Annotated in this window: 24 protein-coding genes and 4 tRNA genes; 7 read left to right on the forward strand and 21 right to left on the reverse strand. The window is 66.1% G+C overall.

The annotated features are described in order from the left end of the window. Nucleotide 1: 1 nt before the first annotated feature. Nucleotides 2–868: a pirin family protein gene (locus DM992_RS15815; protein WP_111017505.1), complete on the reverse strand. Its 867-nt coding sequence runs from the start codon at nucleotides 866–868 to the stop codon at nucleotides 2–4. 109 nt (nucleotides 869–977) lie between these two features. On the opposite strand from DM992_RS15815, the gene DM992_RS15820 reads away from it, so the two are divergent. Then, on the forward strand, nucleotides 978–1895 hold the full coding sequence (locus DM992_RS15820; RefSeq protein WP_111017506.1) for a LysR family transcriptional regulator: 918 nt from the start codon (nucleotides 978–980) through the stop codon (nucleotides 1893–1895). Nucleotides 1896–1997: 102 nt separating this feature from the next. Continuing rightward, complete coding sequence (locus tag DM992_RS15825) at nucleotides 1998–2501, forward strand: GAF domain-containing protein (RefSeq protein ID WP_111017507.1); 504 nt, start codon at nucleotides 1998–2000, stop codon at nucleotides 2499–2501. Between the two features lie 129 nt (nucleotides 2502–2630). On the opposite strand, the gene map is transcribed toward DM992_RS15825, so the two are convergent. Together map and DM992_RS15835 are read right to left on the reverse strand one after the other, a co-directional pair. Further along, nucleotides 2631–3437, reverse strand: coding sequence for a type I methionyl aminopeptidase (map, locus tag DM992_RS15830; RefSeq protein ID WP_111017508.1), 807 nt, complete (start codon nucleotides 3435–3437; stop codon nucleotides 2631–2633). Further along, complete coding sequence (locus DM992_RS15835; protein WP_111017509.1) at nucleotides 3437–3673, reverse strand: ParD-like family protein; 237 nt, start codon at nucleotides 3671–3673, stop codon at nucleotides 3437–3439. Before DM992_RS15835 ends, map begins: the two co-directional genes overlap by 1 nt. A gap of 150 nt (nucleotides 3674–3823) precedes the next feature. Here DM992_RS15835 and DM992_RS15840 point away from each other — a divergent pair, with 150 nt between their 5' ends. Then, the gene (locus DM992_RS15840) at nucleotides 3824–4444 is read left to right on the forward strand and encodes a helix-turn-helix domain-containing protein (protein WP_111017510.1); all 621 of its coding nucleotides are present in this window, start codon (nucleotides 3824–3826) and stop codon (nucleotides 4442–4444) included. 46 nt (nucleotides 4445–4490) lie between these two features. Beyond that, entirely contained in the window at nucleotides 4491–5039 is a 549-nt protein-coding gene (locus DM992_RS15845; RefSeq protein ID WP_111017511.1) for a GNAT family N-acetyltransferase, read from the forward strand. A gap of 93 nt (nucleotides 5040–5132) precedes the next feature. On the opposite strand, the gene DM992_RS15850 is transcribed toward DM992_RS15845, so the two are convergent. From DM992_RS15850 to uvrC, 7 genes are all read right to left on the reverse strand, one after another. Then, nucleotides 5133–6611, reverse strand: a complete 1479-nt coding sequence (locus DM992_RS15850) for a sensor domain-containing diguanylate cyclase (RefSeq protein ID WP_111017512.1) — start codon at nucleotides 6609–6611, stop codon at nucleotides 5133–5135. A 316-nt stretch (nucleotides 6612–6927) separates the two neighbouring features. Next, nucleotides 6928–7001, reverse strand: a tRNA-Cys gene (locus DM992_RS15855). Nucleotides 7002–7101: 100 nt separating this feature from the next. Then, nucleotides 7102–7177: transfer RNA gene (locus DM992_RS15860), tRNA-Gly, on the reverse strand. Nucleotides 7178–7228: 51 nt separating this feature from the next. Then, nucleotides 7229–7304 (reverse strand) — tRNA-Gly (locus DM992_RS15865). A 52-nt stretch (nucleotides 7305–7356) separates the two neighbouring features. Next, a tRNA-Gly gene (locus DM992_RS15870) sits at nucleotides 7357–7432 on the reverse strand. Nucleotides 7433–7575: 143 nt separating this feature from the next. Then, a complete protein-coding gene (gene pgsA / locus DM992_RS15875) occupies nucleotides 7576–8163 on the reverse strand; it encodes a CDP-diacylglycerol--glycerol-3-phosphate 3-phosphatidyltransferase (RefSeq protein WP_034183114.1) in 588 nt (195 codons plus the stop codon). Nucleotides 8164–8263: 100 nt separating this feature from the next. After that, nucleotides 8264–10315, reverse strand: coding sequence for an excinuclease ABC subunit UvrC (uvrC, locus tag DM992_RS15880; protein ID WP_111017513.1), 2052 nt, complete (start codon nucleotides 10313–10315; stop codon nucleotides 8264–8266). Between the two features lie 76 nt (nucleotides 10316–10391). Here uvrC and earP point away from each other — a divergent pair, with 76 nt between their 5' ends. The 3 genes from earP (at nucleotide 10392) to DM992_RS15895 (ending at nucleotide 13924) form a co-directional block, all read left to right on the forward strand. Continuing rightward, the gene (gene earP / locus DM992_RS15885) at nucleotides 10392–11585 is read left to right on the forward strand and encodes an elongation factor P maturation arginine rhamnosyltransferase EarP (RefSeq protein WP_111017514.1); all 1194 of its coding nucleotides are present in this window, start codon (nucleotides 10392–10394) and stop codon (nucleotides 11583–11585) included. Between the two features lie 127 nt (nucleotides 11586–11712). Further along, the gene (gene efp, locus DM992_RS15890) at nucleotides 11713–12270 is read left to right on the forward strand and encodes an elongation factor P (protein ID WP_034183111.1); all 558 of its coding nucleotides are present in this window, start codon (nucleotides 11713–11715) and stop codon (nucleotides 12268–12270) included. 268 nt (nucleotides 12271–12538) lie between these two features. After that, a complete protein-coding gene (locus DM992_RS15895) occupies nucleotides 12539–13924 on the forward strand; it encodes a sigma-54 dependent transcriptional regulator (RefSeq protein WP_034183110.1) in 1386 nt (461 codons plus the stop codon). Nucleotides 13925–14113: 189 nt separating this feature from the next. Here DM992_RS15895 and nagZ read toward each other — a convergent pair whose 3' ends face one another. The 11 genes from nagZ to DM992_RS15950 all read right to left on the reverse strand — a co-directional run bounded on the left by nagZ (nucleotide 14114) and on the right by DM992_RS15950 (nucleotide 25307). Further along, the gene (nagZ, locus tag DM992_RS15900) at nucleotides 14114–15142 is read right to left on the reverse strand and encodes a beta-N-acetylhexosaminidase (protein WP_111017515.1); all 1029 of its coding nucleotides are present in this window, start codon (nucleotides 15140–15142) and stop codon (nucleotides 14114–14116) included. 16 nt (nucleotides 15143–15158) lie between these two features. Next, nucleotides 15159–15587 (reverse strand): holo-ACP synthase, encoded by a 429-nt coding sequence (acpS, locus tag DM992_RS15905; protein ID WP_021159685.1) that lies wholly within the window; start codon nucleotides 15585–15587, stop codon nucleotides 15159–15161. Nucleotides 15588–15659: 72 nt separating this feature from the next. Continuing rightward, the gene (pdxJ, locus tag DM992_RS15910; protein WP_105390725.1) at nucleotides 15660–16436 is read right to left on the reverse strand and encodes a pyridoxine 5'-phosphate synthase; all 777 of its coding nucleotides are present in this window, start codon (nucleotides 16434–16436) and stop codon (nucleotides 15660–15662) included. Then, a complete protein-coding gene (gene recO, locus DM992_RS15915; protein WP_105390724.1) occupies nucleotides 16433–17269 on the reverse strand; it encodes a DNA repair protein RecO in 837 nt (278 codons plus the stop codon). Before recO ends, pdxJ begins: the two co-directional genes overlap by 4 nt. Next, a complete protein-coding gene (gene era, locus DM992_RS15920; RefSeq protein WP_111017516.1) occupies nucleotides 17256–18155 on the reverse strand; it encodes a GTPase Era in 900 nt (299 codons plus the stop codon). The genes recO and era overlap by 14 nt, the downstream gene beginning before the upstream one ends. A 60-nt stretch (nucleotides 18156–18215) precedes the next feature. Then, complete coding sequence (gene rnc, locus DM992_RS15925) at nucleotides 18216–19442, reverse strand: ribonuclease III (protein ID WP_111017517.1); 1227 nt, start codon at nucleotides 19440–19442, stop codon at nucleotides 18216–18218. 153 nt (nucleotides 19443–19595) lie between these two features. Next, entirely contained in the window at nucleotides 19596–20489 is an 894-nt protein-coding gene (gene lepB, locus DM992_RS15930; RefSeq protein WP_072435995.1) for a signal peptidase I, read from the reverse strand. Between the two features lie 16 nt (nucleotides 20490–20505). Further along, nucleotides 20506–22299: a translation elongation factor 4 gene (gene lepA, locus DM992_RS15935; RefSeq protein ID WP_111017518.1), complete on the reverse strand. Its 1794-nt coding sequence runs from the start codon at nucleotides 22297–22299 to the stop codon at nucleotides 20506–20508. 198 nt (nucleotides 22300–22497) lie between these two features. After that, nucleotides 22498–22734 (reverse strand): glutaredoxin family protein, encoded by a 237-nt coding sequence (locus tag DM992_RS15940; protein ID WP_034183102.1) that lies wholly within the window; start codon nucleotides 22732–22734, stop codon nucleotides 22498–22500. 7 nt (nucleotides 22735–22741) lie between these two features. Then, entirely contained in the window at nucleotides 22742–24238 is a 1497-nt protein-coding gene (locus DM992_RS15945) for a DegQ family serine endoprotease (protein ID WP_111017519.1), read from the reverse strand. A gap of 16 nt (nucleotides 24239–24254) precedes the next feature. Further along, entirely contained in the window at nucleotides 24255–25307 is a 1053-nt protein-coding gene (locus tag DM992_RS15950; RefSeq protein WP_111017520.1) for a MucB/RseB C-terminal domain-containing protein, read from the reverse strand. Nucleotides 25308–25310 lie beyond the last annotated feature (3 nt).

The raw sequence follows: 25310 nt of genomic DNA on the forward strand, positions 1-25310 counted from the left end.
GTCATGCCGGCATCTTGCCGAAGCGGCCGCTGTTGAAGTCTTCGATCGCGGTACGGATCTCCGCTTGCGAGTTCATCACGAACGGCCCGTAACCGACGACGGGCTCGTCGATCGGCTCGCCGCTCAGGATCAGCAGCTTCGCGTCGCCGTTCGCCTCGATCTCGACGTCGCGGCCGTCGCGACCCAGTTGCACGAACTGCGCCTCGCGGGCGACCGTCTCGCCGTTCACCTGCACCGTGCCGCTCAGCACGACCACCGCAAGCGTGCGCCCTTCGGCGACCGGGAACCGCGCATGGCCGCCTGCCACGAGCCGCACGTCCCACACGTCGATCGGCGTGTGCGTGCGGGCCGGGCCGCGCCGCCCGTCGAGTTCGCCCGCGATGATCCGCGCGCGCCCCGCGCCGTCCGGCAACTCGACCACGGGGATGTCCGCGTTCAGCAGCGTCTGGTAGCCGGGCGCGCCCATCTTGTCCGCGGCGGGCAGGTTCACCCACAGCTGCACCATCTCGAGCGGGCCGCCACGCTTCGTGAACGCCTCCGAGTGGAATTCCTCGTGCAGGATCCCGCTTGCGGCCGTCATCCACTGCACGTCGCCCGGGCCGATCACGCCGCCCGCGCCGGTCGAGTCGCGGTGCGCGACTTCGCCGTCATAGACGATCGTCACCGTTTCGAACCCGCGATGCGGATGCTGACCGACGCCGCGCTGCGCCGAAGCCGGCTCGAACGTCGCGGGGCCCGCGTAATCGAGCAGCAGAAACGGGCTCAGGTGCGCGCCGTGAGACTGGTAGCTGAACATCGAACGCACCGGGAAACCGTCGCCGACCCAATGGCCGCGCGGCGCACTGTACACACCCTGGATCTTCTTCATTGCGCTCTCCAAATTGCGGCGAAACACGTGTTTCGCATCCTGAGCATGAATATAGAGGTGCAACGATCGATCCAGTAGACTGCCAAAATCGCACTCAGCGTTCCATTTCATGAACGATAAAGAACGAGATCTGAACGATCTCTACTACTTCGTGCAGGTCGTCGAGCATGGCGGCTTTGCACCGGCCGGGCGCGCGCTGGACATGCCGAAATCGAAGCTGAGCCGCCGCGTCGCGCTGCTCGAGGCGCGGCTCGGGATGCGGCTGATCCAGCGCTCGACGCGCCGCTTCACGGTCACCGACGTCGGCCAGACCTATTACGCGCATTGCCGTGCGATGCTCGTCGAGGCCGATGCGGCCGACGAGGCGATCGCGCTGCTGCACGAGGAACCGCGCGGCATCGTGCGCGTCAGTTGCCCGATCGTGCTGCTCGATTCGCTGGTCGGCGCGATGATCGCCGCGTTCATGGCCGAGTGCCCACGCGTAGAGATCCACCTGGAGGCGACCAACCGGCGCGTCGACGTGGTCGGCGAAGGGATCGACGTCGCGATCCGCGTGCGCCCGCCGCCGCTCGAGGACAGCGATCTCGCGCTGCGCGTGCTGGCCGAGCGCGGCCAGTGCCTCGTCGCGAGCCCCGCGCTGCTGCGCGAACATGGCGTGCCGGCCGTTCCCGCCGATCTCGCGCGCCTGCCGAGCCTCGATCACGGCGTGCCGCAATCCACGCACGTGTGGCGGCTGCGCGGGCCCGACGGCGCTCAGGCCGAAATCCATCACCAGCCGCGCTTCGTGACGGGCGGCATGCTCGCGCTGCGCGCGGCGGCGGTCGCGGGCGTCGGTGTCGTGCAGTTGCCGACGATGATGGTGCGCGACGAGGTCGCGCGCGGCGAACTGGCGACCGTGCTGCCGGACTGGGCGCCGCGCCGCGAGATCGTGCACGCGGTGTTCGCGTCGCGCCGTGGGCTGCTGCCCGCGGTGCGGGCGCTGCTCGATTTTCTGGCGGAGCGGTTTGCCGGGCTCGAGCCCGATTGAGCGCGCCGCGTCACACGCAACCGCGCGCTGCAGACCGCACGCCCGTGCCGTAGACTGCGTGACGCGCATCGCCTATTTTCACAACCCTATCGCTTTCCCGCCATGTTCACGCTGTCCAACGACCCCACCGCCTCCAAGGCCGATCAATACGCGACGCTCGTCGAGCAGGCACGCGCGCTCGTCGAGTCCGAACGCGACCTGACCGCGAACGCGGCGAATTTCTCCGCGCTCGTCTACCACTCGCTCGACCGCCTCAACTGGGCCGGCTTCTACTTCTTCGACGGGGCCGAACTCGTGGTCGGGCCGCTCCAGGGCAAGCCCGCGTGCGTGCGGATCGCGCTCGGCAAGGGCGTGTGCGGCACGGCCGCGCAGACGCGCGAGACGCAGGTCGTGCGCGACGTGCATGATTTTCCCGGCCATATCGCGTGCGATGCGGCATCGGAATCGGAAATCGTCGTGCCGCTGGTGGCCGGCGACGGCACGCTGATCGGCGTGTGGGACGTCGACAGCCCGGTCGCCGCACGCTTCGACGATGAAGACCGCAAAGGGATGGAAGCGCTGTGCCGCGTGTTCGTCGAACACGCTTGGCAGAAGGCGCGCGGTTAAGCAGCGGCCTCGCGTCACGCAGCAGGCAACCGCAGTCGCGGGTGAGTCGTGCCGCGCGACCTCGAACCAAACAGGCCCTGCTGCAGGGCCCGTTCATCTGCGCCGCCGCGCCGACGGGCACGGCGCGCGTCAGGCCGCGCGCGTGCCGGAAAGCGCCGCAAATGCCTGCGGCTTCGCATCGTCGGTCAGCACCTCGAAACCCGTTTCCGTCACCACGACCATGTGCTCCCATTGCGCGGACAGCGAATGGTCCTTCGTGACGACCGTCCATCCGTCCGGCAGCACGCGCGTGTCGCGCTTGCCCGCGTTGAGCATCGGCTCGATCGTGAAGATCATCCCCGGCCGCAGCGGCACGCCGGTGCCCGGACGGCCGTAGTGAAGCACCTGCGGCTCGTCGTGATAGACGTCGCCGATGCCGTGCCCGCAGTACTCGCGGACCACGCTGAACCCTTCGCGATGCGCGACCTGCTGGATCGCATAACCGACGTCGCCGAGCGTCGCGCCCGGACGCACCGCGCGGATACCCGCGTGCATCGCTTCGTAGGTTGCCGCGACGAGGCGCCGCGCGAGCTCGCCCGGTTCACCGACGAAATACATGCGGCTCGTATCGCCGTACCAGCCGTCCTTGATCACCGCGATGTCGAGGTTCACGATGTCGCCGTCGCGCATCGGGCGTGACGATGGAATGCCGTGACAGACCACGTGGTTGACCGACGCGCACAGGGTTTTCGGATAGCCGTGGTAGCCGATGTTCGCCGGTATCGCGCCAAGCACGTCGACGATGTATTCGCGGCAGCGCGCGTCCAGTTCGTCGGTGGAGACGCCAGGCTTCACATGCTCGGTGATCATCGTCAGCACCTGCGACGCAAGCGTCGCCGCCTCGCGCGACTTGGCGATTTCTGCGGTGCCGCGGATCGGGATTTCGCGCTTCGCCATTACGCCACCTGCTCGATGCCGTGCGCGACCGGCTCTGCCGGCGCCAAATCGCCGCCCCGTGCTTCGGCCTCGATCAGCATCCGGCAGATGTCGCCGTACGACAGCGCCGGATTGAGTTCCGCCAGCATCCCGACACGCAGCCAGTGTTCGGCCTGCGCGTTGATCGACCGGCTCAACGCCGTGCTCGTCGAGCGCAGCCGTTCATGCATGTGCTCGGAAATCTTGATGATACCCATATATCCCCAATTAAACGAAACGTAGTCGATTCGTATATTACGCTGCGCGTGACTGCCGGGCAAGGCATTCGGAGGCCGTCGCGCCATCGGTCGGCCGCTGCCAATGCGCCGTTGACATCGAATTCCAGTTTGCTGGAGAATAAATCCATCATGAAAGAATCAGTGACGACCGCTGCCGACGATACCGGCATCAACGAGCGCATCGCCCGGCGCGTGCGCGACCTGCGTACTGCTCGAGGCTACACGCTCGATGCGCTGGCCGCGCGCTCCGGCGTCAGCCGTTCGATGATCTCGCTCATCGAACGCGCGTCGGCCAGCCCGACGGCCGTCGTGCTCGACAAGCTCGCGGCAGGTCTCGGCGTGTCGCTGGCCGGGCTGTTCGGCGGCGACCGGGACGACACGCCCGTGCAGCCGCTGGCACGGCGCGCGCAGCAGGTCGAATGGCGCGATCCGGCGTCCGGCTATGTGCGGCGCAACCTGTCCCCGCCCGGCTGGCCGTCGCCGATCCAGCTCGTCGAGGTCGATTTCCCGCCCGGTGCGCGCGTCGCGTACGACAGCGGCGGACGCGAAAGCGCGCTGCATCAGCAGGTGTGGATCATCAGCGGCCGCGTCGACGTCACGTTCGGCGGCGAGCTTCACGAACTTCACGAAGGCGACTGTCTGGCCATGCGGCTCGATCGGCCGCTGATCTTCAGCAACCCGTCGTCGCGTGCCGCGCGCTATGTCGTCGTGATCTGCGACGCGTCCGCGGCCGGCGCGCGGAGCACGTGATGCGCGCGCCGTGTGCGCAACCCGTTCAAAACCAACCGGAGCCCGTATGAATTCCCCGAAACAGCGCGACGGCGTGCGCCTGATCGATTGCAGCGAGGCCGAGCACGCAGCGGCCATCCTCGAGATCCTGAACGACGCGATCGTGAATTCGACCGCGCTGTACGACTACCGGCCGCGCCCGCCGGAAGCGATGGCCACGTGGTTTGCAACGAAGCGAGCGGGCGGTTTTCCGGTCGTCGGCGCGGTGGACGCGTCGGGCACGCTGCTCGGCTTCGCGAGCTGGGGTACGTTCCGCGCGTTCCCCGCGTACAAGTACACGGTGGAACACAGCGTCTACGTGCACCGCGACCAGCGCGGCCGCGGGCTCGGCGAACTGCTGCTGCGCGAAGTGGTCCGGCGCGCGCGCGAAGCGCAGGTGCATGTGCTGGTCGGCTGTATCGACGCGACCAATGCCGGGAGCATCGCACTGCATACGAAACTGGGATTCGTGCACTCGGGCACGATCACGGAGGCGGGATTCAAGTTCGGCCGCTGGCTCGATGCGGCGTTCTATCAGTTGAAGCTCGAAACGCCGGCGCGGCCGGTGGATGGCTGATCGCCCGCACGCCGTTGCATCCGCAGCGGCCAAGCTGGGCTTTTGCGGTATCGAAGCCGCCAAACCATAGGTCACTGAGGAGGACGGTTTCCGTCAAGCCGTGGGCTGGAAGGTAGCGACCTTGTTCCGGCCGGTTGCCTTTGCATAGTACAGCGCCTCGTCGGCCGCCTTGATCACGGCACTCGGCTCACCCTCCTGATCCGGCGCCCAACTCGCCAGTCCGATACTGGCGGTGACGCGCCCGTATTCGCTTCCGGCGTGCTCGAGTGCCAGTTCGTCGATTGCCGCGCGAATCCGCTCGGCAATCTGGGCTGCCCCCGTCTGCGGGGTATCGGGGAGCAACACCACGAACTCCTCCCCGCCGTAGCGGGCCGCCGTATCCACTGGCCGGCGGATGTTTTCGCCGATGCAGCGTGCGACCGCAGTCAACGCGTCGTCGCCCGCCTGGTGGCCATAGATGTCGTTGTAGGCCTTGAAGCGGTCAACGTCGACGAACAGCAGCGAGAAAATGGAACTGGCCCGCCGTGCGCGACGCCATTCCCGGTCCAGCACTTCGCCAAAGCTGCGGCGATTGTTCAGGCCGGTGAGACCGTCGGTGCGCGCCAGCAGCACAAGCTCGGACTCCGCACGCATCCGGCGCCGCAGTTGCGCGCCGAGCATGACGGACAGCGCGATAAACGCGGCGCCGAACGTCGCCACAAGCGCACCGATCGTCACGGCTCGGTGCCACCACGCCGCATAGATGTCCTGCTCGGCTTCCGCAACCATGATGATCAACGGCAGCATCGGTAGATGCTTGAAGTAGTAGAGACGGCGCACGCCGTCGATCGACGCCGTTTCCGAGAACGAGCCCTCCGGGGCGGCTCCGAACCGTCGAAAGGTTGCTGCCTTGCTGATGTCGCGGCCGATGGTACGGACATCATATGGCTGGCGCATGACCATGACGCCATCCTTGCCGATCAGCGACATCGACCCATGCTGCCCCAGCGACAGCCCCGCGAACAGCTGATGGAAATATTCGAGGTTGACCGCGATCAGCGCAACGCCGGCAAACGAGCCGTCCGGGTTCGAGATTCGCCGCGACAGCGCAATGCTGAGCATGCCGCTGCGCAGGCGCGACGCGAACGGATCGCTGACATAGAGCCCCACGTCTGGATTGTCGCGGTGAACGGTGAAGTACTTGCGATCGGCGAAATTGCCCTTGCGCGGAACATGGTTGGCCGAATCCAGAATGATGTTGCCGTCGGCATCGAGCACCAGTTGCGAACCGAGAAATTGCGCGGTCATCGAGTGGTCGAACAGCACGCCCTGCCGCAGGGCCGGCGAAGCTGCCATCACGTCGGGCCGCTGCAGACCATGGATCAACGCCTGCAACGACAGGTCGTAGAGTTCGAAGTTGCGCTCGATGTCGCGCTCGGCCATCAGGCCGAGATTGCGCGAGGTCTCACTGGCGCGTTCCAGGGCGTCGTGGCGGCTCTGGAACAGTTGCAGCACGCACAGGCCCATCAGCGCGCAGGCGATCACGATGCCGACGGCCACAATGGAGTAAGGGGCTGCCGTCCGTGGGTGCATGGGTCTCCTCACTGCATGAGTGTGCGCCCGCGCCGGCGCATGGTTTTCCGCATACTAAATCGGATAGCCACATTTGCAAGCGCAGAGCGAAACTGATCGAAAGGCGAACCTCGCGCGACGGCGTCGGAGCCGCCGGCAAACCCGGGCAGCAACGTGACTTTATGTCCGATCCATGACAAGGCGTCACCCGAGTCGATCGACGCGAATCGACGGACCGAGCCCCGCCGACGATCGGACACCATCTCGATGTGAAACCCGCCGAAAGCGAGACAGAAAAAGAAAAGCCCCGCCGAAGCGGGGCTTTTCTCTTCCTACCTGGAGGCGCGAGCCGGAGTCGAACCGGCCTAAACGGCTTTGCAGGCCGCTGCATAACCGCTTTGCTATCGCGCCAAAAGCGGACTGTCCGGATGCCGTGAAGGCAAGCGACAGATTTTTATTCGAGGACCGTAAGTCCATCAAATAAAAAGGGAAGCGTGGCTTCCCCATTACTTGGAGCGGGAGACGAGTCTCGAACTCGCGACCTCAACCTTGGCAAGGTTGCGCTCTACCAACTGAGCTACTCCCGCATTGTCCTGCATGTGCAGCGCTTTGCCGACCAACACGCTGCCGAAAAATCCTGGAGCGGGAGACGAGTCTCGAACTCGCGACCTCAACCTTGGCAAGGTTGCGCTCTACCAACTGAGCTACTCCCGCATTTGTCCTGCATGTGCAGCGCTTTGCCGACCAACACGCTGCCAGAAAAATCTGGAGCGGGAGACGAGTCTCGAACTCGCGACCTCAACCTTGGCAAGGTTGCGCTCTACCAACTGAGCTACTCCCGCGTATTGCTGCGCTACTGCTTCCCCGTCGCACTTACTTCGCCGTGCAGCGGAGAAGCGAGATTATGTCGAAGGCACATTCGTGTGTCAAGGGCTTTTCCTGCCCTTTTTCCAAAAAACCTGCGCCGACGAGTACGTGGCGCAGGTCACGCGCCGCCGCGCTCGCGAATCTGCGGCCACGCGAGCTTCATGTAGTACAGCATCGACCAGATCGTCAGCACCGCCGCGAGATACATCAGCCACTCGCCCCACACGCGCGTGTCGATCGTCGCGACGCCGAGCGGCAGCGGCCCGTAGAACAGCAGCATCGGGATCGCGACCATCTGGCACGCGGTCTTGAACTTGCCGAGCTGGTTCACCGCGACACTCTTCGACGCGCCGATCTGCGCCATCCACTCGCGCAGCGCCGAGATCGCGATCTCGCGGCCGACGATCACGAGCGCGATCGCCGCGTCGACCCGCGAAATCTGCACGAGGATCAGCAGCGCGGCCGTCACCATCAGCTTGTCCGCCACCGGATCGAGAAACGCGCCGAACGACGACGTCTGGTTCCACTTGCGCGCGAGAAACCCGTCGAACCAGTCGGTCAGCGCGGCAAGGATGAAGATCGCCGCCGCCGCGAGATTGCGGTGCGCGCCGCCCATCACAGTGTCCGGCAGATAGAACACGCCGACGACGAGCGGAATCAGCACGATCCGCACCCACGTCAGGAAAATCGGGAAATTGAACGGCATGGCATCCGGGACAGTAAAGGATTCGCAATTGTGCCGTGTCGACCGGCCTGCCACAAGAACGCGAAAACGCGGGCAAGGGGCAGCCGGGCGCACGGGCACGTCAGTGAAGCTGCTTGTATATCTGCTCGGCGAGCGCGTGCGAGATGCCCTCGACGCTCGCGAGTTCCTCGACGCTCGCGGCAACGACGCCGCGCAACCCGCCGAAACGCGCGAGCAGCCGCTGCCGGCGCTTCGCGCCGACGCCTTCGAGTTCCTCGAGCCGCGACGTCTGGCGCGCCTTCGCCCGCTTCGCGCGCATGCCCGTGATCGCGAAGCGGTGCGCCTCATCGCGAATCTGAGCGACGAGCATCAGCGCCGCGCTCTCCTTGCCGAGTTCGAGCGGCGTGCGGCCGTCCGCGAACACGAGCGTCTCGAGGCCCACCTTGCGCCCCTCGCCTTTCGCGACGCCGACCAGCATCGACGTGTCGAGGCCGAGCTCGGTGAACACCTGGCGCGCGATTTCGACCTGCCCCTTGCCGCCGTCGATCAGCACGATGTTCGGCAGCAGGCTCGACGCCTCGGCCTGACGCGTCGACTCGCCGTCGATGCCGGCCGCAGCGTCGGCGGCGGCCGTCTGCGCGGCCTGCTCGACCATCTTCTCGTAGCGGCGCGTGAGCACCTGCCGCATCGCCGCGTAATCGTCTCCCGGCGTGATACCCGTGATGTTGTAGCGACGATACTCGCCCGACTGCATCTTGTGATGGTGATAGACGACGCACGACGCCTGCGTCGCCTCACCCATCGTATGGCTGATGTCGAAGCATTCGATCCGCAGCGTCGCGAGATCGTCGCATTCGTAGCCGAGCGTCTCCGCGAGCGCGCGCGTACGCGCCTGCTGCGAGCCCTGCTCGGACAGCAGCCGCGCGAGCGCGAGCCGCGCGTTCTGCTCGGCCATCGACAGCCACGCGCGCCGCTGCCCCTGCGGCTGCCGCACCAGCGACACCTTGTGACCGGCCTGCTCGGACAGCAGTTCGAGCAGGTCGCGGCTCGCGGGCGCATGACTCACGACGAGCACCGGCGGCACGCGGTTGCCGAGATAGTGCTGCGAGATGAACGCATCGAGCACCTCGGCCTCGACCGACGCCACCGCGTCGCCGCGCGCGCTGCCGCCGTCTTCCGCGGGCTGGTCGGGCAGTACGCCATTGGTCGCGTCGGTCGCGTCAGCCGTGTCGGCGACCTCCGCCACCTCCGCCTCGTCGCCGAGACCGCCCTCGGCGAGCGTCAGCGCGCTTTCGACGTGCGTCGGGAAATACGCCTTGTCGCCGAGATGGCGGCCGCCGCGCACCATCGCAAGGTTCACGCACACGCGCCCGCCCAGCGCGACGACCGCCAGGATGTCGACGTCGCTGTCGCCGCCGACCTCGATCGCCTGCTGATGCAGCACCGTCGCGAGCGAGCTCATCTGGTTGCGCACCGCAGCCGCCTGCTCGAATTTCAGCTCGGCCGCGAACGCGTGCATCTTCTGCTCGAGCTCCTTCATCACTTCGGACTGCCGGCCGAGCAGGAAACGCGCGGCGTTCGACACGTCGACCGCGTAGTCCTCGTCGGAAATCGCACCGACGCACGGCGCCGTGCAGCGCCCGATCTGGTGCAGCAGGCACGGCCGCGTGCGGTTGTTGAAGACCGAATCCTCGCAGGTCCGCAACTGGAACACGCGCTGCAGGATCTGGATGCTCTCGCGCACGGCCCACGCACTCGGGAACGGCCCGAAATACTGGTTCTGCTTGTCGACCGAGCCGCGGTAGTAGGCCATCCGCGGAAAACGGTGCGCGGTGAGCTTCAGGTACGGATACGACTTGTCGTCGCGAAACAGGATGTTGTAGCGCGGCGCGAGCGCCTTGATCAGATTGTTCTCGAGCAGCAGCGCCTCGGCTTCCGAGCGCGTGACGGTCGTCTCGACGCGTGCGATGCGCGTGACCATCATCGCGATGCGCGGCGACAGTTGCGTCTTCGTGAAATAGCTCGACACGCGCTTCTTCAGGTCGCGCGCCTTGCCGACGTAGAGGACGGCGCCCGCCGTGTCGTAATAGCGATAGACACCCGGCATGTGCGGCAACTGCGCAAGGATCTTCTTCGGTTCGAACGGAGTATCGGAGGCTTCTGGGGCTGTCATGCGTGATCCGGGCGCCTTGTAACGCGGGACGGGTCTATTAGAATCGCCAGTTTAGAGCATTCACCGGCCCACTTCGATGCCACGCACCACCGCTGCCCCCCAATCCGCTGCGCCGCTCGTGCCGGGCGAACCGATCGCCTGCGACCTCTTCTGCACGGTAATCGACAATTTCGGCGACATCGGCGTGTGCTGGCGCGTCGCGCGCCAGCTCGCGCACGAGCACGGCTGGCAGGTTCGCCTGTTCGTCGACGACCTGCGCACGTTCGCGCGCCTGCTGCCGGGGCTCGATCCCGACGCGGTACGGCAGGCGGTCGACGGCATCGCGATCGAGCACTGGCATGCGGAAGCCGGCGACGCGCTCGAGATCGCCGATGTCGTGATCGAGGCATTCGCATGCGAGCTGCCCGGTGCATATTTGGCGGCAATGGCACGCCGCGCGCGTCGCCCGGTGTGGATCAACCTCGAATACCTGAGCGCCGAGGACTGGGTCGCCGATTTCCATTTGCGGCCGTCGCCGCATCCGCGCTACCCGCTGCTGAAGACATTCTTCTTCCCTGGCCTGTCGGCCGGCACGGGCGGCGTCCTGAAGGAACACGACCTCGATGCACGCCGCACGGCGTTCGAAACCGACGCGGCCGCGCGCGCCGCGTGGTGGCAGCGCGCGACCGGCGGCGCGCCGCCGGCGCCCGGCACGACGGTCGTCAGCCTGTTCGCGTACGAGAATCCGGCCGTCGACGCGCTGCTCGCGCAGTGGCGCGACGGCCCGTCGCCGGTCGTCGCGCTCGTGCCGGCCGGCCGCGTGTCGCCTGCCGTCGCGCGCTTTTTCGGGGTCGAGTCGTTCGGCGCGGGCGCGCATGCGAGCTGCGGCAACCTGGTCGCTCACGGGCTCGCGTTCGTTCCGCAGGCCGACTACGACCCGCTGCTGTGGGTATCCGACATCAATTTCGTACGCGGCGAGGATTCGTTCGTCCGTGCGCAGTGGGCACGCAAGCCGTTCGTGTGGCACATCTACCCGCAGGCCGACGACGCGCACCTGCCGAAGCTCGACGCCGCACTCGCGCACCTGTCGGCCGGCCTCGCCGACGCGCCGCGCGCGGCGCTCGAGCGCTTCTGGCATGCGTGGAACGGTGCCGGCACGCCCGACTGGGCCGATTTCCTGCAACACCGGGCCGCACTGGACGCCAACGCGGCCCGCTGGGCCGATGCGCTCGCGGCCGTCGGCGATCTCGCCGGAAAGCTGGCCGAATACGCAAAATCTCAGTTAAAATAAGCGGTTATCCGACGGCTGACCATGCAAGCGCTCGCTTTTGGCGTCCACCGGAACGCACCGCTTGGCACCTCGGCTGTTGCGCAACGCTCAGGCACCTATTTATTTGATTTGATCAGGACAGTTTTTTATGAAGACCGCACAGGAACTCCGCGTAGGCAACGTCGTGCAGATCGGCAGCGACGCATGGGTCATCGCAAAGACGGAATACAACAAGTCGGGCCGTAACGCCGCCGTCGTCAAGATGAAGATGAAGAACCTGCTGTCGAACGCAGGCCAGGAATCGGTCTACAAGGCCGACGACAAGTTCGAAGTCGTCATGCTCGACCGCAAGGAAGTGACGTACTCGTACTTCGCCGACCCGATGTACGTGTTCATGGACGCCGACTACAACCAGTACGAAGTCGAAGCCGAAATGATGGGCGAAGCGCTGAACTACCTCGAAGACGGCATGGCGTGCGAAGTCGTGTTCTACAACGAGAAGGCGATCTCGGTCGAACTGCCGACGATCCTCGTTCGCGAGATCACCTACACCGAGCCGGCCGTCAAGGGCGACACGTCGTCGGGCAAGGTGCTGAAGAACGCCAAGCTCGCAACGGGCTTCGAACTGCAGGTTCCGCTCTTCTGCAACACCGGCGACAAGATCGAAATCGATACGCGCACGAACGAATACCGCAGCCGCGCGTAATCGCCAGCGATTCCCGCGTCGAACAAAGCGCCCTTCGGGGCGCTTTTTGTTTGCCTGTCGCCAACAGCGACGACAAACCAGTGCCATATCAAGCACAAAATCCACCGGTAAAGATATTCAATTTGTATCATCGGTAACTGTTTTATAGCGCCGGAGAAATAATGCGCGTTACGCGTTCGGCGGGGCATAAAATCAGTTTTTAATCTGACATGCGGCTGCGGTCCCGATGGCCGACAGCCCGCCTCTCTTGACTCGACCCGCGTCCACCATGCCACACGCCCTGATTGTCGAAGACGATCCCAACAGTCTCTCCGGCCTCACCGCGCTGCTCGCCGCAGACGGCTTCTCGGTCGACACGGCCACGTCGCTCGCCGAAGCGCGCACGGCGCTCGGCCGCTCGATTCCCGATGTCGTCCTCGTCGACCTGAACCTGCCGGACGGCAGCGGCTTCGACCTGCTCCAGCACCTGCCGCAGCAACAGCCGAACGGCTCGTTGCCCGTCATCGTGCTGACGGGCAACGCGACGGTCGAAAGCGCAATCGAGGGCCTGCGTCACGGTATTTGGGACTACCTGCTGAAGCCGATCAACATTCCGCGCCTGCGCAGCCTGCTCGCGCGAATCCCCCGCCCGTACGAACTGATCGACGAAGTGCAGTCGCTGCGCGCATCGCTGCGCCATCTCGGCCGCTTCGGCGCACTGGTCGGCCGCAGCGACGCGATGCAGCACGTGTACGACATGATCGAGCACAACGCGCGCACCGAAACGGCCGTGCTGTTCGCGGGCGAAGCCGGCACCGGCAAGAAGCTGGCCGCACGCACGCTGCATGAACTGAGCCGCCGCCGCAAAGGGCCGTTCGTGTCGTTCGACTGCCGGACGATCACGCAGGCCGGCCGGCACGGCGCATCGCTCGACAGCGTACTGTTCGGCCATGAGCGCGGCGCGTTCGACGGCGCCGAGCGCCGCGAATCGGGCCTGTTCGAACAGGCCGGCGGCGGCACGCTGTTCCTCGACGAGATCACCGCGCTGCCGCTGGTGCTGCAGGAAGCGCTGCTGCAAGCGCTCGATTCGCAGAACTTCATGCGGATCGGCGGCACGAGCGCGATCACGAGCGATTTCCGGCTGATCGCGACCACGCGCCGCCCGGCGCGCGAAGCGGTCGCGAACGGCACGCTGCGCGAGGATCTGTGGCTGCGCCTCGATGCGGCATCGGTCACGATGCCGCCGCTGCGCGAGCGCGACGGCGACGCACTCGCGATCGCGGACGCGCTGATCGACGAACTGAACCGCGAAGCGCGCGCGACCGGCCGCAGCACGACCGACAAGCGTGCGGCGCCGGGCTTCGTGCGCGAATGCGTGTCCTACGAATGGCCCGGCAACGTGCGCGAGCTGCAGGAGCGCGTGCGCTTCGCGTACGACGCATCGGGCGACTTCATCGAGACGCTGCGCGCGGGCGAGACCAGCTTCGCCGCCGGCGCCGCGCTGAACGGCAGCAGCGTGCAGATCAAGGTCGGCACGCCGCTGGCCGACGTCGAGGATCTGCTGATCCGTGCGACGCTCGACGCGGTCGGCGGCACGCGCCACCGCGCGGCGACGCTGCTCGGCATCAGCCCCAAGACGCTGTACAACAAACTGCAGCGGATGAAGGTGAACTGAGCGGTCGGCGATGCATGCGGGTGCTGGCAGGATTTGACCGTTAGTTGCGTCACGAGATCGCCGCGCCGGCATGCCCGATTTCCGCCGCAGATCTGTTCACGCCTGCCGCACCCCATGTAAAAAGCCGCGCTATAGCGCGGCTTTTTGTTTCAGCAACCGGAATGGCGCGTTACCGCGTCCCTTCCCCGCTTACACGAGTGCACTGCTCAACAGCGCCTGCGCCTGCAGATACTCGGGCTGCACGATCAGCTTGTCCCACTTGAGCGCCTTGCCGCGCGCGCGCATCCGCTTGAGGCGTCGCACCGACTCGGCCGATGCGTGCGCCTTCAGCTCGTTCAGCACGGCCTCGGCTGCGTCCGGCTGGTTGCAGACAAGCACCATGTCGCACCCGGCGGCGAGCGCCGCTTCGGCCGCCTGCGTGAGCGTGCCGCCTTCGCGGGCGGCCTCCATCGACAGGTCGTCACTGAAGATCGCGCCCGCGAAGCCGAGCCGGCCGCGCAGGATGTCCTGCAGCCACACGCGCGAGAAACCGGCCGGCCGCTGGTCGACCTGCGTGTAGATCACGTGCGCGGGAATCACCGCGGACAGCGACAAGCCGAGCCAGTCGTACGGCGCGACGTCCTGCTTGAGGATCGCGTCGAGCGTGCGATCGTCGGTCGGCAGCGCGACGTGCGAATCGGCCTCCGCGAAGCCGTGCCCCGGAAAATGCTTGCCGCAGTTCGCCATCCCGGCAAGCGACAGCCCGTGGTTCAGGCTCTTCGCGAGCAGCGTGACGACGCGCGGGTCGCGATGGAACGCGCGATCGCCGATCACTTTCGAGTGCCCGTAGTCGAGATCGAGCACGGGCGTGAAGCTCATGTCGATCCCGCACGCGCGCAGCTCGGCGGCCAGGATGTAGCCGACGGCGGTCGCGACCTTCGTCGCGAGCAGCACGTCGCGATCCCACAGCTCGCCGAGGCGGCGCATCGCGGGCAGCACCGTGAAGCCGTCGGTGCGGAAACGCTGCACGCGCCCGCCTTCGTGATCGACGGCGATCAGGATGTCTTCGCGCACCGCGCGGATCGAGTCGGTCAGCGCGGTCAGCTGCGCGCGATTCTGGAAGTGCCGCGCGAACAGGATCACGCCGCCGGTGTTCGGATGCGCGAGGCGCCGCGCATCGTCGCGCGACAGGGCCGTGCCGACGACGTCGAGCATGACCGGGCCGGGAGTCGTTTTCATCGAATCGGGAATTCCGTCAGGAGGAGGTTCGGGAAACAGGTGCAGGCGCGGCGTCCGTCTCGGCGATCACGAACGACACTGCATAGTCGCGTTCGTCGCTGACCGTCACGCGCGCCGTGATGCCGCGCGCGGCAAGCCAATCGGCCAGTTCGCCCGACGCGACCACGTACGGCTCGCCGCTCGGGTGGTTGAGAGTCTGCAATGCACGCCACGTCATCGGCCAGTGCATGCCGAGCCCGATCGCCTTCGAGAACGCTTCCTTCGCGGAAAAGCGCGTCGCGAGAAACGCGATGCCGCGCGCCTCGGAACGTGCGCGGCGCGCATGGAACACGCGCAGCTCATCGGGGCCCAGCACCTTCTCGGCAAACCGGCCGCCGGTGCGTTCGAGCACGGCCGCGACGCGGCTCACCTGGGCAATGTCGGTACCGATACCGTAGATCGCCATGTCAGTACGCGCCGGAGCGCCCCGGCGGGGCCGGGTTGCAAACGATGCACTCGGCGCGATGGAATGTCATCTTCAACGCGCGCCGCCATGCAGCGCTGCGACGCGTGCGGCAACCATGATCGCCTTCATCTCGCGCACCGCGTTGTCCCAGCCCGCGAAGATCGCGTGCGCGACGATCGCGTGGCCGATGTTCAGCTCGACGATGCCGTCGATCGCGGCGATCTGCTGCACGTTCGTGTAATGCAGGCCGTGACCCGCGTTGACCTTCAGGCCGAGCTTCGCGCCGGCCTGTACGCCCGCGACGATGCGCTCGTATTCGCGCTGCTGCTCGGCTTCGTCGTGCGCCTCGGCATAGCGGCCCGTATGCAGTTCGATCACCGGCGCGCCCGCTTCGTGCGCGGCGCGGATCTGCGTTTCGTCCGGATCGATGAACAGCGACACGCGCACGCCCACGTCGGCAAGCTGCTTGCACGCCGCGCGCACGGCCTCGAAGTGGCCGGCGACGTCGAGGCCGCCTTCGGTCGTCAGTTCCTCGCGCTTCTCGGGCACGAGGCACGCGTCGTGCGGACGCACTTCGCACGCGATGTCGAGCATCTCGGCCGTCACCGCGCATTCGAGATTCATGCGCGTCTTCAGCAGCGGGCGCAGCTTGCGCACGTCCGCGTCGACGATGTGACGGCGATCCTCGCGCAGGTGCAGCGTGATCGCGTCCGCACCGGCCTCTTCGGCGGCGAGCGCCGCGCGGATCGGGTCGGGATAGGCCGTGCCGCGCGCATTGCGCAGCGTCGCGACGTGGTCGATATTCACGCCGAGGTCGATGGCGGTGGGCGTTGTCAGGAAGAAGCTCATAGGTTTTGCAGGTCGATCAGGATCTGGCGCGTGGCAAGCGGCGTACCGCCGAGATAGGTGTTCAGCAGGAAGCGCATCAGCGTCTTGCTTTGCGCAACCGTCTGGGCTCGATGGTAATCGTCCTGCTCCATGTCGAGCAACGTCTGTCCGGTGATGACCGGCCAGTGCGACGGCACATCGTCATCCGCATTGCGCACGCCGCGCTCGGGATCGAACACGTACCGGCGCTCGGGTTCGACCGCACGACGCGCGACCGTGCGGTTCAGCGCCATCGCGTAGCCGGTCTCGCGCAGCAGCACGCGCTCGAACGAGCGCAGCACCTGCACCGCGGGTTCGCCGTGCGCGAGGCGCGTGAGGGTCAGCACGTAATGATTGAACAGCGGCGGCTGGGGATCTTCGCGCGCGCAGAATTTCACGAGCAGCTCGTTTGCGTAAAAGCCGCACAGCAGCCCGTCGCCGGCGAGCGGCAGCATCCCGCCGACCCACTCGGCGCCCGTCAGCGTGCGCACCTCGGATTTGCCCGACCAGGACAGCAGCAGCGGCTGGAATGTCTGCAGCACGCCGCGCAGCGCGGAGTGCGGGCGCTTCGCGCCCTTCGCGACGAGCGCGAGCCGGCCATGATCGCGCGTCAGCACGTCGACGATCAGGCTCGTTTCCCGGTACGGATAGCTGTGCAGCACGAACGCCGGCTGCTCGGCGACGCGGAAATCGGACGTGCGAGACGTCGCGCGCCGCGCCTTGCGCGGCGGTTCGGGCGGTGCCGGCAGCGGCGCGTCGTTCGCGCCGGCCGTTACCGCGTCTTCAGTCGACGTCAGCGCGTCATTCGTACCCATAGGCGCGCAGCCCCGCCTCGTTGTCGGCCCAGCCGCTCTTCACCTTCACGAAGGTCTCGAGGTACACGGGGCCGTCGAACAGCTTCTCCATGTCCATCCGCGCCTCGGTGCTGATCTGCTTGAGCTTCTCGCCCTTCTTGCCGATCACCATCGCCTTGTGCGAATCGCGCTCGACGAGGATCGTCGCGAAGATGCGCTTCAGGCGCCCCTCCTCCTCGAACTTGTCGATGATGACGGTGCTCGTATACGGCAGTTCGTCGCCGGTCCAGCGGAACACCTTCTCGCGCAGGATCTCGGCCGCGAGGAAGCGCGAGCTGCGATCGGTGAGTTCATCCTCGCCGTAGATCGGCTCGCCTTCCGGCAGGTACGGCTTGATCGTCTCCAGCAGGCGCTTGATGTCTTCCGGCCGCTGCGCCGACAGCGGCACGAGTTCGGTGAATTCGCGCAGCGCGCTCATCTGCTGCATGAACGGGAACAGCGACGCCTTGTCGGTCACGCGGTCGATCTTGTTCGCGATCAGCAGCGTCGGCATGCCGGGCGGGATCAGATCGAGCACCTTCTGGTCGTCGGGTCCGAAGCGGCCAGCCTCGATCACGAACAGGATCACGTCGACCGACGTCAGCGTCGACGTGACCGCGCGGTTCAGCGAACGGTTCAGCGCGGTGCTGTGACGGGTCTGGAAACCCGGCGTGTCGACGAACACGAACTGCGCGTCGTCGAACGTGTTGATGCCGGTGATGCGATGGCGGGTCGTCTGCGCCTTGCGCGACGTGATGCTGATCTTCTGGCCGACGAGTGCGTTCATCAACGTCGACTTGCCGACGTTCGGGCGGCCCACGATCGCGATCATGCCGCAACGGAAACCGGTAGGAGCGGGAGTGTTCATATCGTTTGGGAGACAGGTTCGGAAACGGCCGCGCGGCGCGCGGCACGATCGATGGGCAATTCAGTGGTCGGCATCGGCCACGCGCGCCTGCGTGGCAGCGAGGCTCGCGCCGCCCGTCGGCGTATCGGAATCGGGCGCCGCGGCATCGCGTGCGCGCACGGTCGCGCGCGAAGCGGGATCGGAGCCGGCGGAAGGCTTGTCGGCGGACGACGATGCCGGATCGGCTGCGTGGCCGGCCGGCTTGTCGGCTGCGCGCGGCGTGACCTCCGCGGACTTTTCCGCAACTTTGTCGGTGCGCTCGGCCGGCTTTTCAGCAAGCTTGTCGGTCGCCGGCTTCGCCGCCCGTTCACCCTTGTCCGCAGCCGACTCGACATGCGCCGCTCGAATCGCGGCCATCGGCGCCGCAGCCGACTCAGCGCCGGCGCCGGTCGCAGCGGTTGCCGCGGGCGCCGCACCGGCCACCTTGGCCTCGCGCGCAGCCGCCCGTTCCTTCCGCTCCGGCGAGCGCAGGTCGAGCGCTTCCTGCACGCCCTTCACGCCCGGCACGATTTCGGGTTCGACATGCTTCGACCCGCGCGCGTTTTTCGAGCGCTTCGGCTTCGCGGCCAGCATCGGCGCGGCCGCCATTACCTCGTCGAGCGCCTTCTTCGCTGCGGCCTGCTCGGCCGCGCGCCGGCTCGCACCGGAGCCCGACACCTTCACGTCCAGCTTCGGCACCGTGCATTCGACTTCGAATTGCTGATTGTGCGCCGCACCATGCGTCGCGACGACCGTGTAGGTCGGCAGCGCGATCTTGTGCCCCTGCAGGTATTCCTGCAGCAGCGTCTTCGCGTCCTTGCCGAGCGTGCGCGGATCGATGTGGTCGAGAATCGGGATGTAGAGGCGCTTGATGACCCCTTGGGCGGCTTCGAAGCCGCCATCGAGGAACACGGCCCCGATGATGGCTTCGAACGCGTCCGCGAGGATTGACGGGCGGCGGAAACCGCCGCTGCGCAGTTCGCCCTCGCCCAGCCGCAACCCGTCCGAAATATTCAGGGCCTGAGCAATTTCGTACAGCGACTGCTGTTTGACGAGGTTGGCGCGTACGCGCGACAGGTCACCTTCGTCCAGCTTGCTGAAACGCTGGAACAAAAGGGCGGCCACCGCGCAATTCAGAACGGAGTCGCCGAGAAACTCGAGCCGTTCGTTGTGCGTGGCGCTGTGACTGCGATGGGTCAAAGCCTGGCGCAACAATTCCGCATTGCGAAATTCGTAGCGCAGCCGGCTTTCCAACTGGGATAGGGGCATGTGCAGGAGTATAACGCGGGCGCCGGTCGGGCCGAAACGGCACGGCCGGACACGAAAAGGCGTGACGAGGCGGTGTTACCGCCGGTTCTTAAAGTAGTTCGGCAATACGCGACGCGGCCCGTGCGTCGCGTATTCCGTGTGAATCGAATGCGATCAGTTGAAGGAACCGATGCGCTTCAGGTCGCTGAAGTTCATCCAGATGAAGAACGCGCGACCGACGATGTTCCGGTCCGGCACGAAACCCCAGTAGCGGCTGTCCGCGCTGTTGTCGCGGTTGTCGCCCATCATGAAGTAGTGACCGGGCGGCACCTTGCAGATCACACCGCGGCTGTTGTACGTGCAGTTGTCGCGATACGGATAGTCGTATGCGCCCATCACGAACGGCGGCACCGCCGGGTTGTTGAGGATCGCATTCTTCTTGTTGCCGATCGTCTCCTCGAACTGCTTCGCGTAATTCTGGCGCTCGTCGTCGAAGAAATCGGGCAGCGGCGTTTCGGGCACCGGCTGGCCGTTGATCGTGAGCTGCTTGTCCTGGTACGCGACCGTGTCGCCCGGCAGGCCGATCACGCGCTTGATGTAGTCGACCGACTCGTCCTTCGGATAACGGAACACGACGACGTCGCCGCGCGACAGCGGGCTGCCCTGCGTGATCTTCGTGTTCGTGACCGGCAGGCGCAGCCCGTACTCGAACTTGTTGACGAGGATGAAGTCGCCGACGAGCAGCGTCGGCACCATCGAGCCCGACGGAATCTTGAACGGCTCGATGATGAACGAACGCACGACGAACACCGCCAGGATCACCGGGAAGAAGCTCGCGGTGTACTCGAGCCACCACGGCTGGCGCAGTTTCTCGTCGCGCAGCTTCGAACGCGTCTGCACGGCGTTTTCGTCCGCGAAACGCTTGTCGATGCGCGACTGCTGGCGATCGAACTCCTCGATCGCCGAGTCGGCCGCCATGCGTCGCCGCGGCAGGAACACCAGTTTGTCCAGCACCCACGCTACGCCCGTCACGGCGACGAGCACAAAAAGAATCAGCGCAAAATTCATAAAAGGAACAGTCCTGTTATTTGTCTTCGACGCGCAGGATTGCAAGGAACGCTTCCTGCGGGATCTCGACCGACCCCACCTGCTTCATGCGTTTCTTGCCTGCCTTCTGCTTTTCGAGCAGTTTTTTCTTGCGCGTGATGTCGCCGCCATAACACTTCGCCAGCACGTTCTTGCGCAGCGCCTTGATGTTCTCGCGGGCGATGATGTGCGCACCGATCGTGGCCTGGATCGCCACGTCGTACATCTGGCGCGGAATGATCTCGCGCATCTTCGCCGCCACTTCGCGGCCGCGATACTGCGATTGCGACCGGTGGACGATCACCGACAGCGCGTCGACCTTGTCGCCGTTGATCAGCATGTCGACCTTCACGACGTCCGCCGACCGGTATTCCTTGAACTCGTAGTCCATCGACGCGTAGCCGCGCGACACCGACTTCAGGCGGTCGAAGAAATCGAGCACGATCTCGGCCATCGGGATTTCGTAGGTCAACTGCACCTGGCGGCCGTGATACTGCATGTTGATCTGCGAGCCGCGCTTCTGCGTGCACAGCGTGATCACCGAGCCGACGTAGTCCTGCGGCATGTAGAGATTCACCGTGACGATCGGCTCGCGGATCTCCTCGATCTTCGGCGGTTCCGGCATCTTCGCGGGATTCTCGACCATCACGATCGAGCCGTCGCTCATCAGGACCTCGTAGACCACGGTCGGTGCCGTGGTAATGAGGTCCATGTCGAATTCGCGCTCCAGCCGCTCCTGCACGATCTCCATATGCAGGAGACCCAGGAAGCCGCACCGGAACCCGAAGCCGAGCGCCTGCGACACTTCCGGCTCGTACTGCAGCGACGCGTCGTTGAGCTTCAGCTTCTCGAGCGATTCGCGCAGCGCGTCGTACTGGTTCGCTTCCACCGGATACAGCCCTGCGAACACCTGCGGCTTCACTTCCTTGAAGCCCGGCAGCGCTTCCGCCGCCGGCTTGGCCGCATGCGTGACGGTATCGCCGACCTTCGCGGCCGTCAGTTCCTTGATGCCGGCGATGATGAAGCCCACCTGCCCCGCCGACAGCGAATCGAGATTGCGCGACTTCGGCGTGAACACGCCGATGTGCTCGACCGGATACTGTGCGCCGGTCGCCATCATCTTGATCTTGTCCTTCGGGCGCAGCGTGCCGTTGACGATGCGCACCAGCATCACGACGCCGACGTAGTTGTCGAACCACGAATCGATGATGAGCGCCTGCAGCGGTGCGTCCGGATCGCCCTTCGGCGGCGGCACCTTCGCGATCAGCGCTTCGAGCACGTCCTCGACGCCGAGGCCCGTCTTCGCGCTGCAGCGCGTCGCGTCGGTCGCGTCGATGCCGATCACGTCCTCGATCTCCTCGATCGCGTTCTCGGGGTTCGCGGCCGGCAGGTCGATCTTGTTCAGCACCGGCACGACCTCGACGCCGAGCTCGATCGCCGTGTAGCAGTTCGCGACCGTCTGCGCCTCGACGCCCTGGCTCGCGTCGACGACCAGCAGCGCGCCTTCGCACGCGGACAGCGAACGGCTGACTTCGTACGAGAAGTCGACGTGCCCCGGCGTGTCGATCAGGTTCAGGTTGTAGACCTTGCCGTCGCGCGCGCGATAGGACAGTGCGGCTGTCTGCGCCTTGATCGTGATGCCGCGCTCGCGCTCGATATCCATCGAGTCGAGCACCTGCGCTTCCATTTCACGGTCGGCGAGGCCGCCGCAGACCTGGATGATGCGATCCGCGAGCGTCGACTTGCCATGGTCGATGTGCGCGATGATCGAGAAATTGCGAATATGATCCATTCAGTGCCGATCAAGCGAAAAAGGCGCGCTCGACGACTGCGGAGCACGCCTTGTGTAAGTCGGTGAAAAAACAGCCTATTTTAGCCGAAAAGGGCTTCACCGGGCGGTATTTCGGACGCCTGGCCGCGCGGCGCCCGGCCGGGGCGCCTGCCGGGCCAAGTCCCGTGCGAAGCGACCCCGGCCGGCGACCGGCCAGGCTCAGCGCCGGGCCATGAGCGCGTCGCGCACCCTCGCGTCGTCGAACCGGTGGCGGCACACTTCCGCGCCGTCCAGCAGCAGCACCGGCACGTCCTCGTCGTAGCGGGCGACGAGCGCCGCATCGGTGTCGATGTCGACATAGTCGACCGCGACGCCGAATTCGGCCGCCACCGGCGCCAGTGCGTCGCGCATGTCGTCGCACAGGTGGCACCAGCCGCGGCCGTAGAGCGTGAACATCGGCGCGTTACTTCTGGCGCGGCCGCACCGGCACGAACTGCGTATTGTCGCCGCGCCGCACCAGCACCGCGACCGCCTTTTGCGGATCGAGCTGCGCGGTCACTTCGGCAAGCTGCTTCGCGCTCGTGATGTCGGTATCGCCGACGCGCAGCACGATGTCGCCGCGCTGCAGGCCCGCACGGGCAGCCGGGCCGTCGACGCCGTCGATCTGCACACCGTTCTTCAACTTCAGCGTCTTCAACTGATCCGCCGTCAGGTCGCTGACCGTCAGACCGAGCGAATTGGTCTGGCGCGGCTTCTGCGGCGCGTTCTTGCGCTGTTCCGCCTTGGCCGTCGACTCGACCGGCGTCTCCGCGATCGTGATCGGCAAATCGCGCGCCTGACCCTTGCGCCACACGCTGACGGCCGCCTTCGTGCCAGGTTTCGTGTCGCCGACCATGCGCGGCAGGTCCGACGCCGCGTCGACCGGACGGCCGTTGAACTTCAGGATAATGTCGCCCGGCTGGATGCCTGCCTTGTCGGCCGGGCCGCCCGGCTCGACGCTGCTGACGAGCGCGCCTTCGGCCTTCGGCAACCCGATCGAGTCGGCCACGTCCTTCGTCACCTCGCCGATCGCCACCGCGATCCGGCCGCGCGTGACCTTGCCCGTCGCCTTCAGCTGATCGGCCACGCGCATCGCCTCGTCGATCGGAATCGCGAACGAGATGCCCATGAAGCCGCCGGTACGGCTGTAGATCTGCGAGTTGATGCCGATCACCTCACCCTGCATGTTGATCAGCGGGCCGCCCGAGTTGCCAGGGTTCACGGCGACGTCGGTCTGGATGAACGGCAGATAGTCGCCCGTGTTGCGGCTCTTCGAGCTGACGATGCCGGCCGTCACCGTGTTGTCGAGACCGAACGGCGAACCGATCGCGACGACCCACTCGCCGACGCGCACCTTGTTCGAGTCGCCGATCGCGACGACAGGCAGGTTCGACGCCTGGATCTTGACGACCGCGACGTCCGTGCGATCGTCGACGCCGATCAGCTTCGCCTTGAATTCGCGCTTGTCGGTCAGCGTCACGTAAATGGTGTCCGCGTCGTCGACGACGTGCGCATTGGTCATCACGTAACCGTCGGCCGACACGATGAAGCCCGAGCCGACGCCGCGATTCTGCTCGGTGTCGGGCGGATTGTCCGGTGCCGGCGCGTTCTTCGGGTTGCCGTTGCCGCTACCGTTGCCGGGTGCCTGCGGCAGCGGAATGCCGAAGAAGCGCCGGAAGAATTCCGACATGTCGCCGTTGTCGAAGCCCGGCGGGAGCATCCCGCGCGGGCCGCTGCTCGTCGGCACGTTGGCGGTGGTCCTGATGTTCACGACGGCCGGCCCGACCCTTTCGACCAGATCGGCGAAGTCGGGCAGGCTGGCAGCGGGAGCCGTCACCGCGACCGCGGTATGCGGCACGAGCGGCAGGCAGGCAGACAGCGCCGCCGCCGCGAGCCATTTGCGCAGCGTGTGTTTCATCATGTCGGAAGCCGTAGCGTTACTTGGAAGCCTTGTATTCTATGGCAGACGCGAACTGCTGCAACGTTGCCGGCGGCACTTCGCCGAGCACGGTGATCCAGTAGTCGCCGCGACGCTTCACGAGAACGTGCGTCGCACCGGTGCTGCCCGCGCCTTCCTTGCGCGTATTCTTTTCGGCCGGCTCGATGAAAACGGAGATCGTCGCGAGACCGTCGGTGAAGACGGCCTGATCGACCGGAATCGGCGGATCACCCGCATCGCGCGCAGCCATCGGCCGGCGCACTTCGCGGATCTTCTTGAAACCGGCGACGCTCGGCGCGAACTGCCAGCCCTGCGCTTCCATGTCGACCGTCGCGACCGGCGGACGCACGACGGTCCAGCCGCTCAGGTTGCGCATGCCGGCCGCGATCGCGGCCTTGTCGCCGCTCGCACCGCCCGCCTGCAATTGCGAGAACGCAATCTGTTCGAGCACGCGATCGTTCGCATCCAGCGTCTGCGAACGCAGCAGCAGCCCGGTGCGCGCGTCGGCCCAAAGCTTGTACGTGAAACGGTAGGCATCCTTCGGTACGAGCTCGACGACCTGCGCGTCGATCCCGGCCACGCGGTCCTTGCCGAGCGACTTCGCGTCGTAGACGGACATCACGTGTTCGCCGCTCGCGCCGAGCAGCGCGGGGAACGAATCGCGCGTCTGACGGCGCTCGACCACGCACAGCTTGCGCTCCGGCACAAACGTGTACAGCTCGTCGTTATGCCGCAGCAGCTTGCGCGGCTTGCCGTCGAGCGTCTCGATCCGCTCGAACTCGCCGTCGCGGGACGCAACGTGCGCGATACGCGACGACTGGACATACCCGCCGCGCTGGTAGACGAACGTGCCCTCGTAGCTCTGCTGCTGCGCCGCCTGCTGGACGCGGTCGAGCCAGTCGGCGGCGCCCTTGCGGGTCGCGACGGGATCGTCCGGTTGCTGGGCGCTGGCAGGAAGGGATTGAACGGACAACAGGGCGGCTGCGCAAAGCAGGAGGGCCGGCAGCCGCTTCCATCCGGAGATGGCGTGATTCAACTGCAATGTCCGCATCGG

The sequence above is a fragment of the Burkholderia sp. JP2-270 genome (assembly GCF_003233675.1).
GTDB lineage: Bacteria > Pseudomonadota > Gammaproteobacteria > Burkholderiales > Burkholderiaceae > Burkholderia > Burkholderia pyrrocinia_C.

Bases quoted from the DNA above. Each gene is read 5' to 3' on its own strand.
- efp (WP_034183111.1), top strand. From the start codon at position 11,713: ATGAAGACCGCACAGGAACTCCGCGTAGGCAACGTCGTGCAGATCGGC.
- map (WP_111017508.1), bottom strand. From the start codon at position 3,437: ATGGCGAAGCGCGAAATCCCGATCCGCGGCACCGCAGAAATCGCCAAG.
- rnc (WP_111017517.1), bottom strand. From the start codon at position 19,442: ATGCCCCTATCCCAGTTGGAAAGCCGGCTGCGCTACGAATTTCGCAAT.
- era (WP_111017516.1), bottom strand. From the start codon at position 18,155: ATGAACACTCCCGCTCCTACCGGTTTCCGTTGCGGCATGATCGCGATC.
- DM992_RS15825 (WP_111017507.1), top strand. From the start codon at position 1,998: ATGTTCACGCTGTCCAACGACCCCACCGCCTCCAAGGCCGATCAATAC.
- DM992_RS15895 (WP_034183110.1), top strand. From the start codon at position 12,539: ATGCCACACGCCCTGATTGTCGAAGACGATCCCAACAGTCTCTCCGGC.
- DM992_RS15815 (WP_111017505.1), bottom strand. From the start codon at position 868: ATGAAGAAGATCCAGGGTGTGTACAGTGCGCCGCGCGGCCATTGGGTC.
- uvrC (WP_111017513.1), bottom strand. From the start codon at position 10,315: ATGACAGCCCCAGAAGCCTCCGATACTCCGTTCGAACCGAAGAAGATC.
- acpS (WP_021159685.1), bottom strand. From the start codon at position 15,587: ATGGCGATCTACGGTATCGGTACCGACATTGCCCAGGTGAGCCGCGTC.
- DM992_RS15950 (WP_111017520.1), bottom strand. From the start codon at position 25,307: ATGCGGACATTGCAGTTGAATCACGCCATCTCCGGATGGAAGCGGCTG.
- DM992_RS15940 (WP_034183102.1), bottom strand. From the start codon at position 22,734: ATGTTCACGCTCTACGGCCGCGGCTGGTGCCACCTGTGCGACGACATG.
- pdxJ (WP_105390725.1), bottom strand. From the start codon at position 16,436: ATGAGCTTCTTCCTGACAACGCCCACCGCCATCGACCTCGGCGTGAAT.
- DM992_RS15945 (WP_111017519.1), bottom strand. From the start codon at position 24,238: ATGATGAAACACACGCTGCGCAAATGGCTCGCGGCGGCGGCGCTGTCT.
- DM992_RS15820 (WP_111017506.1), top strand. From the start codon at position 978: ATGAACGATAAAGAACGAGATCTGAACGATCTCTACTACTTCGTGCAG.
- lepB (WP_072435995.1), bottom strand. From the start codon at position 20,489: ATGAATTTTGCGCTGATTCTTTTTGTGCTCGTCGCCGTGACGGGCGTA.
- lepA (WP_111017518.1), bottom strand. From the start codon at position 22,299: ATGGATCATATTCGCAATTTCTCGATCATCGCGCACATCGACCATGGC.
- nagZ (WP_111017515.1), bottom strand. From the start codon at position 15,142: ATGAAAACGACTCCCGGCCCGGTCATGCTCGACGTCGTCGGCACGGCC.
- pgsA (WP_034183114.1), bottom strand. From the start codon at position 8,163: ATGCCGTTCAATTTCCCGATTTTCCTGACGTGGGTGCGGATCGTGCTG.
- recO (WP_105390724.1), bottom strand. From the start codon at position 17,269: ATGGGTACGAATGACGCGCTGACGTCGACTGAAGACGCGGTAACGGCC.
- DM992_RS15845 (WP_111017511.1), top strand. From the start codon at position 4,491: ATGAATTCCCCGAAACAGCGCGACGGCGTGCGCCTGATCGATTGCAGC.
- DM992_RS15840 (WP_111017510.1), top strand. From the start codon at position 3,824: ATGAAAGAATCAGTGACGACCGCTGCCGACGATACCGGCATCAACGAG.
- earP (WP_111017514.1), top strand. From the start codon at position 10,392: ATGCCACGCACCACCGCTGCCCCCCAATCCGCTGCGCCGCTCGTGCCG.
- DM992_RS15850 (WP_111017512.1), bottom strand. From the start codon at position 6,611: ATGCACCCACGGACGGCAGCCCCTTACTCCATTGTGGCCGTCGGCATC.
- DM992_RS15835 (WP_111017509.1), bottom strand. From the start codon at position 3,673: ATGGGTATCATCAAGATTTCCGAGCACATGCATGAACGGCTGCGCTCG.